The sequence below is a fragment of the Paenibacillus oryzae genome, assembly GCF_001675045.1.
In the GTDB taxonomy this organism is placed as follows: domain Bacteria; phylum Bacillota; class Bacilli; order Paenibacillales; family Paenibacillaceae; genus Pristimantibacillus; species Pristimantibacillus oryzae.
In genome coordinates, this window is the sequence record NZ_LYPA01000074.1 from 26,723 (window position 1) to 43,216 (window position 16,494).

Consider the following 16,494-nt stretch of genomic DNA (forward strand, 5'->3'; position numbering starts at 1 on the left):
TCAATCACTGATGATTTATTCAAAATCTAACGTTAACTCCGACAAATACTTGGCGATGCCCTGAATTTCTTCTTCCGTCAAATCGTATTGATTTGACATTTCATTTCCGGGCTTGATCGCTTCCGGATTTTTAATCCATTTGTAGAGATTGTTGTAAATCGTATCTTCGTGCTTGTATTTAATATCATCAGCTTCAACGTTAACCAAAATGCCTGCTACGCTTTCCCTGCTGCCAATACCAGTCAGGTTAGGAAAAGCAGGGCCGCCCATGTCGCCAACGGCATGACATGCCAGACATTTCTTCTCGAATGCGTCGGCAATCGCTGGATCGCTTGGCAGAGCTACAGGAGCCTGCATCGCTGCTGTCCAGCGTTCGAAGGAGGCGGAATCAACGGATTTCACCTTGAAGTCCATCAGACCGTGGGAAGGACCGCATAGCTCGGCGCATTTGCCTAAGTAAACGCCTTCTTTTGGAGCTGAGAAATACATTCTATTTACGTTACCAGCAGGATTTGTATCTATTTTGCCTGCCAGTGCAGGAATCCAGAAGGAGTGAATGACATCAGCCGATTTGGCTTCAATAGCGACTACGCGATTGTTGGGGATGACAAGCTCCTGGGAGGTCTTGATGCCGAGCTCCGGATACTCGAATTCCCACCAATATTGATGAGAGGTCACGATAACTTTAACCGCTTCCGGGTCATTGCTGTAATCTTTGGACAGATTGAAAACGGATTGCACAGTAGGCACGCCCAAAATAATTAGCAAAATAACGGGAATGACAGTCCAGATAATTTCCAGCTTATGGCTGCCTTCCACTTGCTTGGGAATGCTGTTGTCTCCCTTGCGTCTGCGGAAACGAATTATGACATAAACGCAGATTGCGAACACGACAATAACAACGAATGCCATAATGGTAATCGCCAGTTTCATCAGTCCGAACTGTTCCTCTGCTACTGGCCCTTGCGGATTCAGCGCCGACAGATCCTCTCTGCCGCAAGCCGACAGCAGTAACGCCAGCATAGCCATAAGCGGCGCAAGCCGTTTTACAAATTGCCACCGTTTCATCATTAATCAACCCCATTTTTGACTTTTTCGCAAAGACCGAATTTTCCCGTGGCAAGCGGTCTGTTACGTAATCTGTTGATGATATTTCACAATGCTGTAACATAAATCACTTAATTAAATATAAAGTTGTGTCTTGTTTTTGTCAACGCTCCACAGAGAGTTCACAAATTGTTCTCAAAGCTGTCAAAAACGTTGCTGCAACAGCAATTTGACATTGCTTTATTCCTAATTTTCCCCTTGCAATCAAAATTACTCTATATTTCATTAAAGCCCGAAGCAATGGCTAATTATGTACGGGTTTGGAAACGTATATTTAGGGCCTCCGAACCCACACTAAGTGCAATACCATGTTGAAATGGAGGCAATCCGCGATGAGGAAAAAAGCAGTATTGCTGCTGCTCCTGGCCTTGTTTGCCGTTTTTCAGGCAGGCTGCAGCTATAAGCAGGAATTTCAAAGGAGCGATTCCGATTACGGCAGCAGAAAAAACGGAGATCCCAAAAACAGCGGAGTCCAGTCGTATGGCAAAGCGTCAAGCAATCCCAATCAGCATCAAAACGTTTTTTTTGAATACAGCTCGGCGCTTTCCAAGAAGGTTACAGCATTAAACGGTGTAGCGGCTGCAAACGTCATGCTGACGGACAAAAATGCGTATGTGGCGATTATGCTGGATTGGACGGCGGTGGGCACAAAGAGTACCGGCGGAATTAAGGAGCAGAACAACACCGGAACCAATGAAGGTGTCTACAACATCGATAGCGGTACCCCTTACGGCAATGGCCGCGTTGCCGCTTCACCCTACAATTCCTTCTTTACCGTCAGTGATCATAATCAATTATCCCATGAGCTCAAACAGACCATTGCCGATTTGATCCGAGCCGACCTTCCTATGGTCCAGGAGGTTCACATTTCCGCCAATATGGAGTTTGTGAACTATTTCAACGAATTTGCCAAGGAAGCTTGGGGCGGGCGTTCGCTTGCGCCATGGACTGACAGCTTTAACACGGTTGTTCAGTATTATTTTGACGGGGGAAGCGTTATGCCCAAGCCCATTACGCAGCCAGGGCGAGTATCGCCCCAGGATTGGCAAATGGTCAAACCGCATTGAGAAAATCTCTTCCTATATATATGTGAATGCAAATCAGCTAACCAATTAACATGCGTCTTGAACTTCCGCAAGCAGCAGATATTACCCTATTTATGCAACCTGCAGGCGCTCAAAGGCATCCAACATTGCCTTTGAGCGAGCATCAATGACCACGCCTTATCTGGAGTGCTCCTCTTGGGCCAGCTTTCCTTCCAGCAGCTGCAGTTCTACTCTCAGCCGTCCGATGCTTTGCCGGATTGCTTCATTGCCGGATGCACTTGCCGGTTTGCTCTGAGGAAGCGTTCTGCCGTCCATCGTATGGAAAGTCATCTGATTATTTCCGTCGATTTGCGCTAAAAATACCTCCTCAACCTTCAAAGACTGCCGTTTTAACTCAGCATTCAAAAAATCTTCATTTTGGCCGGACTGTTGAAGCTCATCCTTTACCAGCTTTCCGTCCATGATAACGGAATAAGTCTGCTTTTCCTCGCCTGGGTCCCATCCCAGCATATCGGGTGTTATGGGCTGGTATTGCTTCTTCAGCAATACATCCAGTTCTCCGCTTGGCTCCAAGACGGCAAATTCAACATCGGCCACGCGAAAAACCTCCTTTTTGCGCAGCTGCTCCATGAGCTCAGCAACGGTTACTCTTTCTTTCGCAAGCTTGCTTTTGTCAAGCTTCCCGTTTTTGATTAGCACGGTGCTTTTGCCATCGATGTAATCGTTGACCCCTTTGCTCTTTAGCGTCCAATATTCAATGCCTACCGACACGCTTACCCAAACGCAAAGCGATATGATTCCCAAATACCATAAATTATCAATGTCAAGCGATATGTAGGCAGCGATGTTACCGATTGAAATCCCCGTTATGTATTCAAACAAGGACAACTCTGAAATTTGCCTTTTGCCTAAAAGCTTGGTCAAAAAAAACAATATGACAATAGCGGCTACGGTTCTTATAATGACCTCTAACCATTCTTGCATGTCTGTTCCCCTCCCACTTAAAATGGTTGTTCAAGAAGCCCGCTTCCTATTATAAAGAAGCCAGAGCTTTTTGAGCTTCAATTTATATGGTGTCCAAAAGGAGAAAAGTCATACAAATGGTTAGATGATTCATGGAATCGCTAAAATTAACAGTTGCTTTTTGAAACATAATGAGTTATGATAATAAGAATGATATATTTAACCCCTATGAAATCCTCAGTAAGATTCAATTTACCCTCTGATTTTGATTTCTAACTGACCCATTGAGCTTTGATTTTGTTAAGGAAATTCTGATTCACGCTGGCGCGGTCATTGGAGCCGCAAGGACGGAAGAGAGGTAGGGCTTTCGTTGTTTTGGGATGAGAAGACATTGGTGATTAGGGCGTATCTTTTCTTTAAACGTTGAGACACACCCGGGCATTTGGATTAAACCCGCTACAGGTTAAATATATATAAATTAAGGGCAGCCATCCGGCAACTCAACACTAGTTGCTGGAATGGGCTGCCCTGTCCAATTTTCAGGAAAAAATCAATTAAAGGATGTCGTAGCCTTGTTCTTCTATGGCTTCTCTTATTTGCTCTAGGGACACCTTGGCTGAATCATAGGACACCTCTACTTGACCGCTGGCAAGATCAACCTTTCCGCTGGCGCCAGCCTCCTCAACTGCTTTTTGTACGGAGCTTACGCAATGGCCGCAGCTCATGCCGGAAACCTTCAATACAACGTTTTCCATGTTCATTCCTTCCTTCCTCTTATTTCATTAATTTATTGACGGTGACAAGCAATTCCTGAATAACCTCTTCTTCGCCCGCTTGAATACGTTCAACCACACAGCTTTTCAAATGGCCCTCCAGCAGCAGCTTGGCTACACTGCCCAAAGCAGATTGTGCGGCTGCAATTTGCGTCAACACGTCATCGCAATACGTATCCTTTTCAATCATCGCTTTGACGCCGCGAATTTGGCCCTCAATCCGGTTTAGCCGGGAAGACAGATTTTGCTTCAGCTTCTCGGAATGATGACTTTTGCGAGGCTCATCTCCGCTATGACTATGGCAGTGCTGTTCCTCCAGGCCTTCATGTGCAGAATTCATCATGCTACCTCCACTGGCTTCATTTGATGTCATCATTCTATCATACCCCTATAGGGTATGTAAAGATGATCCGCCATTCTCTTCGATAAGCAACTTTTTAGCTATTGTAAATGCAATCCAACCTGTGTTTAGCTATATTTAATGGATATAATACTTACTTATTCAGGAAAGGGATGAATGCTATGACAACGATTAACTTTGCGCATCGGGGAGCCAGCGGTTATTGCCCGGAAAATACAATGAGCGCTTTTGTGAAAGCCGTAGAGCTCGGCGCTACCGGAATTGAAACCGATGTCCAGCGTACAAAGGACGGGGTGCTGGTTCTGATTCATGATGAATCGCTCCAGCGGACAACGGGCCTTACGGCGCTTGTCAAGGACATCACGTATGAGCAATTATCGGCCCTGGATGCCGGGAGCTGGTTTCACTCTGATTTTAGCGGGGAAACCATTCCAACGCTGGAACAGCTGCTGTCCTTTGGCAGGGAGCATGGGCTTATTTTGAACCTGGAGCTAAAAAACGGGCTTGTTCAATACGAGGGGATGGAAGCGGAGGTTCTGAAGCTTGTTTCAGAATACGGTTTGAATGACAAGGTTGTTATTTCCAGCTTTAATCACTATTCTCTTGCTTTATGCAAAAAGCTGGCGCCGGATATCTCCACCGGTGTTTTATATATGGAAGGTCTTTACCGTCCATGGGACTATGCGCGCACTCTTGGCGCTGATGCATTACATGCTATTTTTTATGCTGTGCTGCCAGAATGGGTGGAGGAAGCCCGGGAAGCCGGTGTGGTTTATCATCCCTTTACTGTAAATGAACCCCGTGATCTGGAACGAATGCTGAAAGCCGGGGTTGCTGGAATTATCACGGATTATCCCGACCGGCTCCACACATTACTAAATAAGGGGATGGTGCGTTAACGATGAGGGAGTTTTCGGCGAAAAAAATATGGCTGCTGGGATTGGGCTTTTTCAGCATAAGCATCACGTGGGCGCTTTATAATGCTTTTGTCCCTTTTTTCCTGGAAAAGTATTTGTCCAGCGTATCGGCAATCGGCTTTATGATGACGATCGACAATTATTTTGCCATCTTTCTTCAGCCGATTATTGGCCGCTTAAGCGACCGGACCCGTTCCAAACGGGGAAAGCGTATGCCTTTTTTAATGATTGGCATGCCGCTGGCGGCTTTATTTGGAGCATTGATACCGTTTCATACGAGTTTTATTGTTCTGATCCTTTTTATGGTATTGATGAATTTGGCAATGAGTCTGTACCGTTCACCCACCGTTGCGCTTATGCCTGACCTCACACCTGGCAACAAGCGGACTCAGGCTAACGGCATTATCAATCTGATGGGCGGAATAGGATCTATTCTTGCCTTTGCCGGAGGCTCCTACCTCTTCGAAAAGCATACATCTTTGCCTTTTCTGTCTTCTTCTCTGATTACAATCGCTTGTCTTGGCGCGTTGCTTTATTTTATTTCGGAATCCAGAGATTCCGGCACCTTTACGCCGACGGAAAACGCGCCAAAGCTAGCTTCATTGCGCGGGGAGTGGAATTTATCCACTTTGCTGCTGCTAGGCGCCATCTTTTTCTGGTTTTTCTCGTATCAAGGCGTTGAGGCGTTATTTACCCTTTATGGCAAAAACCAGATCGGCTTGTCCGAAGGCCAAGCCTCCTTTTCACTTGCCTTTTTCTCTCTCGCATTCGTCCTTGCCGCGCTTCCCAGCGGTATGCTTGGCAGTCGTCTGGGCAAACGAAAAGTCATTATGGCAGGCGTTATTGGGCTTATCGCTATTTTTGGCCTTCTATCATTTGTTCAGGATTTATGGACTCTTCGGTTATTTCTGCTTGCCGGCGGCGTTTTCTGGGCTTTGATCAATATTAATTCCTATCCCTTTATCGTTGCTCTTGGCAAGGAGAGCAGCATCGGAACCCGAACAGGCATTTATTACTTTGCCTCTTCCCTTGCCGCTATCTCCTCTCCCCCGCTTCTGGGAAAGCTGATTGACCTGTTGGGCTACGGCATTTTATTTTACGCCGCTGCCGGAGGTATGGCCATTGCCTTGCTTTTCCTTGTTTTCATCCGGGACCAAGGCCGTAATGAGGCAATCTAGTTAATGAATGCTGCTTTTGCTAAAGTTTCCGCCCAGAACGTCTGATACGTGTTCGATTGCAATAAATGCTTTTTCGTCTATTTCCTGCACGATCGCTTTTAACTTGGCAAGCTCCAGGCGGGATACGACACAGTAGATCACCTTCGTGTCTTCGCCTGAGTAGCCGCCTTGAGCCTGCAGCAGAGTCGTGCTGCGTCCCAGCCTGTCCACGATGGATTGGGAGATTTCGGAGTATTCCTTGGAGATGATGGTAACCGACTTGGATTCATCCAAACCTTCCACCACAATATCAATGACTTTGATAGCGATGTAATAGGTAAGCATGGAGTACATAGCAGAGGACCATTCAAATACAAAACCGGCAACAATAAAAATAATGACGTTAAAAATCATAATAACCTGGCCTACAGCCATTCTCAGCTTTTTAGAGATCATAATGGATACAATCTCGATGCCATCCAGCGCTCCGCCAAACCGGATAACGAGGCCTACGCCCGCGCCAAGGATCATGCCTCCGAACAAAACACCCAGCAGCTTGTCTGCGGGAAACGCTCCGCTATGATGCAATAGAGCCGTTGTCAGCGACATAACAATAATTCCGTATAAGGCTGAAATGGCAAAGGTTTTGCCCAATTGCTTGTAGCCCCAAATGAGAAAAGGGACGTTTACAATAAATAAATACAAGCTGAGCGGTAACGGAGTAAGGGCCGAAAGCATAATGGATATGCCGGCGATCCCCCCATCGATGATATTGAATGGCACAAGAAACTTTTCAAGGGCAACCCCCATCAATATGGAACCGATCGTAATAAAAAAAACGCGTTTAGCAATTTCAAGCAAAGAAAGCTTCCTATGCTCTTTCCCATGTGGCATCCCGCCGCACCTCCATTTATTCAAAAAAGCCTGCATTTTATTATAAAACGTTCTGCCCCATTTTCCCATTCAAATTTTTCTTATCCATGCAAAATAAATCCAATCCTGCGAAGTATTCACTTTAGAAGTTATTATAATACGTAATCATTGGAATAAAATTCAAAAGCCTTCCAGCAAATAAATCGCTGAAAGGCTTATTAGGGGCTGTCCGAAAAGTCACGTGAAACGAATAACTATTCAGCAGAGAGGTCCGAAGGGGAAAGGGTGTCTTGAGGGCGAGTTTTTTTGTCGGCTTTTATCCACTACAAAATAGGATCAAAATAAAGCAGACAAAAATGTTTGAGCTTCCAAGACACCCTTTTCCTTCGGACAGCCTCATCTCTGGAATCAGGAGTTTTTCAAAAGCTCTGCAATATGGCTTTCTATTTTTGCAGGTTCATCGGCAGAGCCAAAACGTTTGACCACATTCCCTTCACGATCAACCAGAAACTTGGTGAAGTTCCACTTGATCGCNTCGGACAGCCTCATCTCTGGAATCAGGAGTTTTTCAAAAGCTCTGCAATATGGCTTTCTATTTTTGCAGGTTCATCGGCAGAGCCAAAACGTTTGACCACATTCCCTTCACGATCAACCAGAAACTTGGTGAAGTTCCACTTGATCGCTTTTGTACCCAACACTCCGCGCGCTTCCTCCGTCAAATGCTTGAAGAGAGGGTGCGCATCTTTGCCGTTTACGTCAGTTTTGGAAAAAAGCGGGAAGCTTACGCCAAAATTCAACTCGCAGACTTGAGCAACCTCGCTGTCCGTTTCCTTTTCCTGATTAGCGAATTGACCGCTCGGAAACCCGAGCACAGCAAAGCCCTGCTCGCTGTATTCATCATGAAGCTTTTGCAGCCCCTTGAACTGGGGAGCAAAGCCGCAGCCTGTAGCCGTGTTGACGATCAGCATAACTTTGCCCTTATAAGGGGCAAGCGTACCGGTCTGGCCCGTAATGCTTTTAACTTCAATATCGTAAATGGACATGTGTATTGCCTCCTCATATATATTTTGCATAATTTAATTTTATACAATCTATATAGAGATGTCAACCTAGGCTTCAACAGCAGCTTTACAGGGTAACTCCGTCTTTAAAAATAGCAATTTCCTTAAAGCCGTTGCGCTCGCTGCACGTTTTAGCTTCACCAGAGGCCAATTGAAGCAAATAGCTCCACAATTCGTCGCCTAGCTCTTCCATGGAATGACTGTCCAGCAGCCTGCCCGCATCAAAATCAATCCAGTTTTTCTTGCGCGCCGCAAGTCCGCTGTTGGTGGATATTTTGACCGTTGGCACCGGGCCGCCAAACGGCGTTCCCCTGCCTGTGGTAAACAAAACAATATGCGCGCCGGCCGCAGACAGCGCCGTCACCGAAACCTGGTCGTTGCCCGGAGCCTCCAGCAGCGTCAATCCGGGCTTCTGCGCCTGTTGTCCGTATGGTATAACGTCGGAAACCAGAGCATGACCGCCTTTTTGCGTGCAGCCCAGCGACTTTTCCTCTAATGTTGTAATGCCGCCCGCTTTGTTGCCTGGAGATGGATTTTCGTAAATTTCCTGATTATGACGGATAAAATATTGCTTGAAATCATTGACCAAATGAACGATCTGATGGAAAACGCCCTCGTTCACGGCCCGGTCCATTAATATTTTTTCAGCGCCAAACATTTCAGGCACCTCGGTCAAAATAGCGCTGCCCCCCGCAGCAATCAGCCGATCCGACATTTTGCCTACCAGCGGATTGGCGGTAATGCCGGAAAAGCCGTCAGAGCCGCCGCATTTTAGGCCAATCTTCAGCCGGGAAACAGAGACCGGCTCTCTTTTGAACGTTTCCGCGTATTCAACAAGCTCCTGAATCAGCTCCAGCGCTTCTTCTATTTCATCCTCCGCCTGCTGCGCCTTCAAAAATTTGATTCTGCGCTCATCATGAGGGCCGATAGCTTCCTTAAAGGCCTCCACCTGGTTGTTTTCACAGCCCAATCCAACAACAAGCACACCTGCTGCATTGGGATGGCGGGCCAGCGAAGCCAGCAGCTTCTGCGTAAAAGCCAAATCGTCGCCTAGCTGCGAGCAGCCGTAGGGATGAGCGTAATGGTAAACGCCGTCCACGCGATCCCCAAACTCGGCCGATGCGCGGCGAGCAACAATATCGCAGGTTTTGTTGATGCAGCCTACCGTATTAATGATCCAAATCTCATTGCGAATGCCAACTTCTCCATTATCGCGTATATATCCATCAAAATAGAGAGGCTTATTCGACGCCTCCGCCCCATTAGCTCCATCGCTGGGTTCCGCCAGCTCCTTATTTGTCAGGCCTGCACCATGCCCTTCAACGGGACCAGCGCCAGCGGCTTCGGCCTTTTCGCCGGAGCCCGGTCCATCGGCTGTTGGCTCGTAGGTATAATCCAAAATTCCTTTTAGTCCGGTCGACAGGTTATGCGTATGAATCCATTCTCCGGGTCCAATGTCAGTTGTGGCAACACCAATGGAATAACCAAACTTAAGCACATGCTCCCCCTTGGTTATTGCGCGCGCCGCTACCTTATGTCCCTGGGGAACATCCTCGGCCAGCACAATTCCACTATCGGCATTTGGATCATCCAAGCGCTGCCCCTTGGCCAAATCCTTGAGAGCGATAATGACCATATCATCGCGATGAAGCCTAACTCCGTTGTTCATGATCCGTCTCCTCCCATTGAGCGATCAAATTTGCTGCCGCTTCAGCCAGACCAGGAGCCGACGCGTTCAGATCAACGCCCCAAAGCTGCTCTAAAGCCAATAGCTTACGAAGCGTTTCTTGCAAAGGTTGATGTTGCCCCTCCGCGGCTGCCCATACTTCGGCGATGGTCTCCAGCAATACAGCATCGTCCTTAACGATGTAGCGTTCACCATTCAGATCATGCCCTTCGAATCCATCCTCGCCGCTAGCGATTTTGTAATAACGCAGCAAACCCGCAAGGCCATGAAGCAGTCCGTCAGGCAAATCATTTTCATAGTAAAAGGCTATGGACGGAAGCAGGCGGGTTTTGAATTTGCTCAAGCTGTTCATGGCAATATCGGAAAGCCTGTGGCGGATAAAAGGGTTCAGAAAACGGCCCGCCACTTCTTCCGCATAGCTCTCCAGCTCCTGCTTGTCGTATGGCAGGGATGGAATAATCTCCTGGCCAATCGTCCTTTTTACCAGCGCGCCCCACTCCGGATGCTCCATGGTCTCCCTTACTTCCTTGAGGCCATGTACCAGACCAACCAGCGCCATCAACGTATGGGCCCCATTAAGAATACGGACCTTCCGCTGCTGATATGGCTTCAGTTCCTCCACCCAATGCACGTTTAAGCCGCTTCTAACAAGCGGAAGCACGTTTTCCAGCTCAGGCTCGCCTTCAATAACCCACAGGTGATAAGGCTCGGCCGTTGTAAGCATAGGATCGCGGTAGCCCCATTCCTTAAACCAGGCCTCCGCCTGGGCCTCATCGGGGTAACCCGTTACTATCCGGTCCACTAAGGAATTCAAAAAGCGGTTATGCTCCAGCACCCACTGAACGAATGCCTCCGGCAAGTCCCAATCCTTGCAGTAGTGAAGCACGCATTCCTTCAATGCATCGCCGTTGCGCTCCAGCAGCTCGCAAGGAAAAATGTACAACCCACGGGTTTTATCCCCGTCAAAGGCCAAATATCTTGCATACAGAAGCTGCGTCAATTTACCGGGATAAGAAACTGCCGGCTGACCATCCACCAGCGCCTCGGGCCGATAGGCTATGCCGGCTTCCGTCGTATTGGACACGACAACCCGCAGCTCCGGCCCCTTCGCAATGTCAAGGAATGTCTCCCAGTTGCTGTAGGGATCAAATACACGACCGAATATTTCGACAACTTCCTTCCGTTCAACCGGCTTTCCGGCCTCCAGCCCCCGAACCACAACAGTATACAAACCGTCCTGCTCCGCAAGCGCTTCGATTTTCGGCTTCCCTCCGGGTCTTGGCTGGACAACCGCGACGCTTCCTGTGTAGATGCCTTTTTTCCGGCTTTCGTACAGCATCAAATCGACAAACCCTCTTAAAAAATTGCCTTCGCCGATCTGCAGGACTGTAACGGGGGCGCTTCGCAGCGCCTCCAATCTTTCCTTGCCTGACTCCCCCAGCACTTCCTGGCCAAGCCGAACGCTCGTCATTACGTCAACACTCCTTTAAAGGTCATTCAAAGCTTTGAACAGGTATTATTCAACCCTTTATGCAAAAAAGATTACTTCCTTATTAATTCCGGTTGTTTCGTCTTCATTATAGCGAATGAATAATAGTGCTTTAATCACAGATTCATACCTGTTTATAACCTATTTTGATGTAATTTGAATCCCTTTATAGATTTGCGCGATCTTTTGTAAGCCTTTCCAAAATATCTTGTATACTTGTATGGTAGTGTGGTAGGATGTTGGATAAGAGGTGAAGAATGATGAACATGCTTAGGCGCCAGCGCAGCGCATCGACCCGGGACGAGGTTTATGCGGCACTGCGCGAGGATATTCTTAGCCTGAAGCTGCCGCCCGGAACTCCCCTGTCGGAAAACGAAGCTTCGCAGCGCTTTGAGGTCAGCCGGACACCGGTAAGAGAAAGCTTGATGAAGCTTGCCCAGGAGGGACTGGTGCAAGTGCTGCCGCAACGAGGCACCTTCGTTTCGCTCATCGACACCTCGCTTGTAGAGGAAGCCCGGTTTATGCGGGAGCATCTGGAATGCGCTGTTGTAGAGCTGGCCTGCACCGCTTTTGACGATCAAAGCTATCGGGAGCTGATGTCCAATCTGGATCGCCAGCGGGGAAGCATCGAACGGGTCGATCTGGAGGGCATGTTCCAGCTGGATCAGGAGTTTCACGAGCTGCTGTTCAAGGGCACAGGCAAAAGCCATACCTGGGGAGCGCTCGGGCAGCTGACCGTTCATTTGAACCGCAGCCGCAGGCTTCGGCTTGTCGACGATCACAACTGGGGCCACCTGTATGAGCAGCACCGGCAAATAGCGGAAGCCATTTCGGCAAAGGACAGCAGTCACGCAAAAGCTCTAATGAAAAATCACTTGAATTTGAATGTGGCCGATCAAGCATTGTTGAAGGAAAAATATCCCCAATATTTTATTTAGGAGGTTATGATTGCGATGCGCATGACGTTCAGATGGTTTGGCGAAGGCAACGATACCGTACCGCTTCGGTATATTACGCAAATTCCAGGGACGGAGGGAATTGTCTGGTCCCTGCATGACGTGCCTGCCGGCGAGGAATGGCCGATGGACAAAATTATGGAGGTCAAAGCTCAAGCAGAGGCAGCCGGCCTGCACATTGATGTTGTTGAAAGCGTTAACGTGCATGAGGATATCAAGCTGGGACTGCCGTCCCGCGACCGTTATATCCATAACTACAAGGAAACGATTAAAAAGCTTGGCCAAGTCGGTGTTAAAGTGATTTGCTACAACTTTATGCCGATTTTTGATTGGCTGCGCACCGATCTCCATAAGGAAACGGAGGACGGCTCGACAGCTCTCTTTTATGAAAAGAGCCGGATCGACGGCACCGATCCTTTCGAGCTGGTCCGGGTCATTAACGAAAACTCCGCATTGACAATGCCGGGCTGGGAGCCGGAGCGCTTGCAGCATCTCTCCACCCTGTTTGAGGCTTACCGGGGCGTAACGGAGGAGGACCTGTGGACAAACCTGTCCTACTTCCTGCATGAAATTATTCCGGTGGCCGCCGAAAATGGCATTACAATGGCGATTCATCCCGATGATCCGCCATGGAGCATTTTTGGATTGCCGCGCATTATGACGTCACATGCCAACTTTTCCAGATTTCTTTCCCTTTACGATCATCCCGCAAACGGCATTACCCTTTGCAGCGGCTCTTTAGGCGCCAATCCCGAAAATGATATTATAGCCATGATTCACGATTTCAAGGACCGGATTCCGTTTGCCCATATCCGTAACGTACGCGTCTTTGATAATGGAGATTTTATCGAAACATCCCACCGGAGCCAGGACGGCACCGTGGATATCGCGGGAATTATGAAGGCTTATCACGATATTGGCTATACCGGCTACGCGCGCCCGGATCATGGACGTCATATTTGGGATGAAAAATGCCGTCCCGGCTACGGCCTGTACGACCGCGCCTTAGGCATTATGCATCTGTGGGGGCTGTGGGACGCTTACCGTTATGAGGCCGGCCAGGGAGGTCAAGCAAAATGAGCGGAGAAAATAGCGGAAGCTTAATGAGCAGCGGCAGTTTACCTCTGCATTCTGCACTTAACGGCAAGGTTGCTGTTGTAACCGGCGGGGCAGGCGTTTTGTGCCGGACGATGGCGCTGGAGCTTGCCAGGCAAGGCGCAAAGGTTGCCATTGTAGGCCGCACCGCCTCCAAAAATGAGGCTGTGGCAGAGGAAATCAGGGCGCAAGGCGGCATTGCCTTCGCCGCAGCATGCGATGTTACTAATGCGGAAAGCACGCGCGAAGCAAGCCGATCCATTATGGAGGCGCTTGGCCCATGCGATATTCTGATCAACGGGGCGGGCGGCAATCATGCCAGCGCCAATACAACCAAAGAAACCTTTAGCAGGGAAGATTTGAACAAGGAAGGCTTGACCACCTTTTTTAATCTGAGTCTGGACGGCTTCAGACAAGTACTGGATCTTAACCTGATGGGCTCCTTGATCCCGTCTCAAATATTTGCGGAGCAAATGCTTGACCGTCCTGCTCCCGTCATTATCAACATTTCTTCCATGAGCGCCCCGTCGCCCATGACAAAGGTGCCTGCCTACAGCGCCGCCAAAGCAGCCATCGACAACTTTACCAAATGGCTTGCGGTTCATATGGCGGAAACCGGCATTCGCGTCAACGGAATTGCGCCCGGTTTTTTCCTGACGGAGCAAAACCGCGCATTGCTGCTGAATAGCGACGGTTCATTAACGGAGCGTTCGCGCAAAATCATTTCGCAAACGCCGATGAAGCGATTTGGCCAGCCTCAGGACCTATTGGGCGTTCTGCTGTGGCTGGTCGACGACACCGTCTCCGGCTTTGTAACCGGAGCAACCATCCCTGTTGACGGAGGCTTTATGGCCTATTCCGGCGTTTAATACAAAAAATCGCCCCGCATCCGCAGGAAAACGGATGTGGGGCATTATAGTAAACGACCACCTAGAGCGTGTCTGAAAACCGGCTTGAGGTCATCTTGCACCGCCTTTCCGCCCCGGCCTGCGTCCATTTTGCTTGACTTACCCCCGGTAAGCCTGCACAAAACTTCCTTGTTTGGAACGAAAAATCGGTACTACCACTCGGAGTATTCAGACACGCCCTAAACAACCTGCATTGAAATTTCCTCGTATTGGCTGTCAAAGGAAATGCGCAGCTCTTTATCTCCAACGTACCAGAGATTATCTTCCTCCATAAAGAAGGTAATGCCTTCCACTTCCTGTTGCAATCCCGCGTTTCGCGGCGTTTCCTTCGTGATACCAAGCGATAAGCCGGGATGTACGCTGCCGCAGCCGCCAAGCCTTACAAAAACACGCAACGCGTCTCCTTCGGCAAGCTCCATTTGTTCCTTGTACCACAATGCCGCAGCCTGCTCCACATTCATTTTCATCCTGCTCAACCCCCGGCAAATTTGTGATCCTTCTCTTCAACCTTACCCACTTTGCCGAAGAAATGCAACCATTCATTAGCCTAAGAAAATAGAAAAAGACTTCAAAAACATCATTCGCTAGCGAAGAAAAAGCTTAGGCCTCGGACAAAATCCGTTTTTGGCCTTCCAATGCTTTAATCGGAGCAATGTTTTGCGTAAACTCCAGTGTGCCCAGGTAGGCTCCATCCTCAGCTCTTACCGCATAATAACGAATCAGAACAAACTTATCCTTAAACGGAATCCAGAAATCCTCGGAGTCCTTTTTGCCCGCTTTAAAATCGGCCAGCAGCTCATTCACAACATGGACGCTTTGCGGCGGGTGGCAATTTTGCACAGTGCGGCCAATGACTGCTTTTGTCCGGGCAAAAATCCGTTCCTTGCCGTGGGAGAAATAACGAACGACATCATTTTCATCAATGAAGGTCAAGTCCACCGGCATGTGGTTCATGATCCCTTCCAATTGAGCCACGGACAAAATACCGGTACTGAAACGGACAAAGCCGTTTTGAACGCCTTGTCCTTGATCGCCTTCGTCGGCCTCCTCCGCGCCTTCCGGCTCGGGGGCTCTTGCCGGCACCCAGGTTTCGCTGCCGTCGATCAGACAAAATCCGATTTGGTCGCTTTCCGCCGCTATTTTGACCCATTCGTCTTCAGTCAGTTTGCCTAGCGCCATCGGCAAGAGAATATGTTCCTCCTTGTAGATCATTTCATTAACCTCGCGAATGATATGCTCCAGGCAGGCAGCTATTTCATCCTTGTGGCCGGGATTGGCAGCAAGCTCCGCTTTAACCTCTTTGATCATAGCGCGAATCGTATCGTCCACACCCCACATTACTTTAGTCGGGCCATAGATGCCGTATTTCTCCAGGTAAGGGAACAGCAGATTTTCCTTGCGGCTATAGTGCTTGTCAATATCCAGCAGCAGGCTCAAGTCTTCCAGCAATTTATAAATGAGCTTTTCTTCCTGATTGCCTTCCTTAAGCTTGTCGGTATGAAGACGCAGCTTGAAGTTTACAAGCTTCTCCAGCTCCCGGTTCTCCAGCTTGAACGTGTGAACGGGATGCCCCGGCTGCTCCTCCGGCTTTGACGAACGGTGAATTTCCTCAATCGAGCCTTTGAAAATAGCTGTATGAACGGAGCAAAGCCGCTGTACCTCCGAAACGGGTATGCCTTCCTCCGTCATTAGCGCATGTTCGATTGCCGATATTTCGTCGATCGATACGTTTCCGACCGCTTCATGAAAATGTGCTTTCACTTCATCCACGCTTTTCCCTTGATGAAGCTCTTTTATAATATCCTTCAGCATTTCCTGCCGGCGGCTTCTTGCCTCTTGTCCCTGTTCACGATTATTAATGATTTCGCTCATGTCCGGTCCTCCTCTGATGTACTGCCGTACGCCAGGCCAGACATGACTTTAAGCTGACACTAACGTGTACCCAGAGTATACTGATAACGATTATCACAAGTCAATATATGCAATGGTTCGTTCACATAAACACTATATATTGATATTTTCTGTGAACTTGAATTTTCGGATAGCCCCTTGGAGCCATAAGGAGCTGATGTGGATAGCTGGACTCGGGCTTGCTTTTTTG

The 16,494-nt window shown here is 48.6% G+C and carries 16 protein-coding genes and 1 pseudogene; 6 read left to right on the forward strand and 11 right to left on the reverse strand.

The window, feature by feature from the left end; genetic code table 11:
* Positions 1-15: 15 nt before the first annotated feature.
* Positions 16-1,071: a cytochrome c oxidase subunit II gene (coxB, locus tag A7K91_RS21110; RefSeq protein ID WP_068686462.1), complete on the reverse strand. Its 1,056-nt coding sequence runs from the start codon at positions 1,069-1,071 to the stop codon at positions 16-18.
* A gap of 368 nt (positions 1,072-1,439) precedes the next feature.
* Between coxB and A7K91_RS21115 the strand changes: the two genes are divergently transcribed.
* Positions 1,440-2,174, forward strand: coding sequence for a YhcN/YlaJ family sporulation lipoprotein (locus A7K91_RS21115; protein ID WP_068686463.1), 735 nt, complete (start codon positions 1,440-1,442; stop codon positions 2,172-2,174).
* Positions 2,175-2,330: 156 nt separating this feature from the next.
* On the opposite strand, the gene A7K91_RS21120 is transcribed toward A7K91_RS21115, so the two are convergent.
* The 3 genes from A7K91_RS21120 to A7K91_RS21130 all read right to left on the reverse strand — a co-directional run bounded on the left by A7K91_RS21120 (position 2,331) and on the right by A7K91_RS21130 (position 4,229).
* A complete protein-coding gene (locus A7K91_RS21120; RefSeq protein WP_068686464.1) occupies positions 2,331-3,137 on the reverse strand; it encodes a DUF421 domain-containing protein in 807 nt (268 codons plus the stop codon).
* A gap of 533 nt (positions 3,138-3,670) precedes the next feature.
* Positions 3,671-3,871, reverse strand: a complete 201-nt coding sequence (locus tag A7K91_RS21125; RefSeq protein WP_068686562.1) for a cation transporter — start codon at positions 3,869-3,871, stop codon at positions 3,671-3,673.
* Between the two features lie 19 nt (positions 3,872-3,890).
* A complete protein-coding gene (locus tag A7K91_RS21130) occupies positions 3,891-4,229 on the reverse strand; it encodes a metal-sensitive transcriptional regulator (protein WP_425415668.1) in 339 nt (112 codons plus the stop codon).
* A 173-nt stretch (positions 4,230-4,402) separates the two neighbouring features.
* Here A7K91_RS21130 and A7K91_RS21135 point away from each other — a divergent pair, with 173 nt between their 5' ends.
* Both A7K91_RS21135 and A7K91_RS21140 read left to right on the forward strand, forming a co-directional pair.
* On the forward strand, positions 4,403-5,149 hold the full coding sequence (locus tag A7K91_RS21135; RefSeq protein ID WP_068686466.1) for a glycerophosphodiester phosphodiesterase: 747 nt from the start codon (positions 4,403-4,405) through the stop codon (positions 5,147-5,149).
* Between the two features lie 2 nt (positions 5,150-5,151).
* Positions 5,152-6,345, forward strand: coding sequence for an SLC45 family MFS transporter (locus A7K91_RS21140; RefSeq protein WP_068686467.1), 1,194 nt, complete (start codon positions 5,152-5,154; stop codon positions 6,343-6,345).
* Here A7K91_RS21140 and A7K91_RS21145 read toward each other — a convergent pair whose 3' ends face one another.
* From A7K91_RS21145 to A7K91_RS21160, 5 genes and pseudogenes are all read right to left on the reverse strand, one after another.
* On the reverse strand, positions 6,346-7,218 hold the full coding sequence (locus A7K91_RS21145) for a YitT family protein (protein ID WP_068686468.1): 873 nt from the start codon (positions 7,216-7,218) through the stop codon (positions 6,346-6,348).
* Between the two features lie 387 nt (positions 7,219-7,605).
* A pseudogene (locus tag A7K91_RS27170) lies at positions 7,606-7,731 on the reverse strand (glutathione peroxidase); the annotation flags it as partial.
* Positions 7,732-7,754: 23 nt separating this feature from the next.
* Positions 7,755-8,240 carry a glutathione peroxidase gene (locus A7K91_RS21150; protein WP_068686469.1) on the reverse strand — a complete coding sequence of 162 codons (486 nt, stop codon included), beginning with the start codon at positions 8,238-8,240 and terminating at the stop codon, positions 7,755-7,757.
* An 85-nt stretch (positions 8,241-8,325) separates the two neighbouring features.
* Positions 8,326-9,927, reverse strand: a complete 1,602-nt coding sequence (locus tag A7K91_RS21155; protein WP_068686470.1) for a UxaA family hydrolase — start codon at positions 9,925-9,927, stop codon at positions 8,326-8,328.
* Positions 9,911-11,416: a tagaturonate reductase gene (locus A7K91_RS21160; RefSeq protein WP_068686471.1), complete on the reverse strand. Its 1,506-nt coding sequence runs from the start codon at positions 11,414-11,416 to the stop codon at positions 9,911-9,913. Before A7K91_RS21160 ends, A7K91_RS21155 begins: the two co-directional genes overlap by 17 nt.
* Positions 11,417-11,694: 278 nt before the next feature.
* Between A7K91_RS21160 and A7K91_RS21165 the strand changes: the two genes are divergently transcribed.
* The 3 genes from A7K91_RS21165 to A7K91_RS21175 are packed head-to-tail and all read left to right on the forward strand — an operon-like array spanning position 11,695 to position 14,354.
* Positions 11,695-12,372: a GntR family transcriptional regulator gene (locus A7K91_RS21165; RefSeq protein WP_156739742.1), complete on the forward strand. Its 678-nt coding sequence runs from the start codon at positions 11,695-11,697 to the stop codon at positions 12,370-12,372.
* Between the two features lie 15 nt (positions 12,373-12,387).
* Complete coding sequence (uxuA, locus tag A7K91_RS21170) at positions 12,388-13,470, forward strand: mannonate dehydratase (RefSeq protein ID WP_068686473.1); 1,083 nt, start codon at positions 12,388-12,390, stop codon at positions 13,468-13,470.
* Positions 13,467-14,354, forward strand: a complete 888-nt coding sequence (locus tag A7K91_RS21175; RefSeq protein ID WP_068686474.1) for an SDR family oxidoreductase — start codon at positions 13,467-13,469, stop codon at positions 14,352-14,354. The genes uxuA and A7K91_RS21175 overlap by 4 nt, the downstream gene beginning before the upstream one ends.
* Before the next feature lie 218 nt (positions 14,355-14,572).
* Here A7K91_RS21175 and A7K91_RS21180 read toward each other — a convergent pair whose 3' ends face one another.
* Both A7K91_RS21180 and A7K91_RS21185 read right to left on the reverse strand, forming a co-directional pair.
* The gene (locus A7K91_RS21180; RefSeq protein ID WP_068686475.1) at positions 14,573-14,860 is read right to left on the reverse strand and encodes a HesB/YadR/YfhF family protein; all 288 of its coding nucleotides are present in this window, start codon (positions 14,858-14,860) and stop codon (positions 14,573-14,575) included.
* 133 nt (positions 14,861-14,993) lie between these two features.
* Positions 14,994-16,265, reverse strand: a complete 1,272-nt coding sequence (locus A7K91_RS21185; protein ID WP_068686476.1) for a DUF438 domain-containing protein — start codon at positions 16,263-16,265, stop codon at positions 14,994-14,996.
* Positions 16,266-16,494 lie beyond the last annotated feature (229 nt).

Coding starts and splice junctions, on each gene's coding strand:
- coxB (WP_068686462.1), bottom strand. CDS start 1,071: ATGATGAAACGGTGGCAATTTGTAAAACGGCTTGCGCCGCTTATGGCT.
- A7K91_RS21115 (WP_068686463.1), top strand. CDS start 1,440: ATGAGGAAAAAAGCAGTATTGCTGCTGCTCCTGGCCTTGTTTGCCGTT.
- A7K91_RS21120 (WP_068686464.1), bottom strand. CDS start 3,137: ATGCAAGAATGGTTAGAGGTCATTATAAGAACCGTAGCCGCTATTGTC.
- A7K91_RS21125 (WP_068686562.1), bottom strand. CDS start 3,871: ATGGAAAACGTTGTATTGAAGGTTTCCGGCATGAGCTGCGGCCATTGC.
- A7K91_RS21130 (WP_425415668.1), bottom strand. CDS start 4,229: ATGAATTCTGCACATGAAGGCCTGGAGGAACAGCACTGCCATAGTCAT.
- A7K91_RS21135 (WP_068686466.1), top strand. CDS start 4,403: ATGAATGCTATGACAACGATTAACTTTGCGCATCGGGGAGCCAGCGGT.
- A7K91_RS21140 (WP_068686467.1), top strand. CDS start 5,152: ATGAGGGAGTTTTCGGCGAAAAAAATATGGCTGCTGGGATTGGGCTTT.
- A7K91_RS21145 (WP_068686468.1), bottom strand. CDS start 7,218: ATGCCACATGGGAAAGAGCATAGGAAGCTTTCTTTGCTTGAAATTGCT.
- A7K91_RS21150 (WP_068686469.1), bottom strand. CDS start 8,240: ATGTCCATTTACGATATTGAAGTTAAAAGCATTACGGGCCAGACCGGT.
- A7K91_RS21155 (WP_068686470.1), bottom strand. CDS start 9,927: ATGAACAACGGAGTTAGGCTTCATCGCGATGATATGGTCATTATCGCT.
- A7K91_RS21160 (WP_068686471.1), bottom strand. CDS start 11,416: ATGACGAGCGTTCGGCTTGGCCAGGAAGTGCTGGGGGAGTCAGGCAAG.
- A7K91_RS21165 (WP_156739742.1), top strand. CDS start 11,695: ATGAACATGCTTAGGCGCCAGCGCAGCGCATCGACCCGGGACGAGGTT.
- uxuA (WP_068686473.1), top strand. CDS start 12,388: ATGCGCATGACGTTCAGATGGTTTGGCGAAGGCAACGATACCGTACCG.
- A7K91_RS21175 (WP_068686474.1), top strand. CDS start 13,467: ATGAGCGGAGAAAATAGCGGAAGCTTAATGAGCAGCGGCAGTTTACCT.
- A7K91_RS21180 (WP_068686475.1), bottom strand. CDS start 14,860: ATGAAAATGAATGTGGAGCAGGCTGCGGCATTGTGGTACAAGGAACAA.
- A7K91_RS21185 (WP_068686476.1), bottom strand. CDS start 16,265: ATGAGCGAAATCATTAATAATCGTGAACAGGGACAAGAGGCAAGAAGC.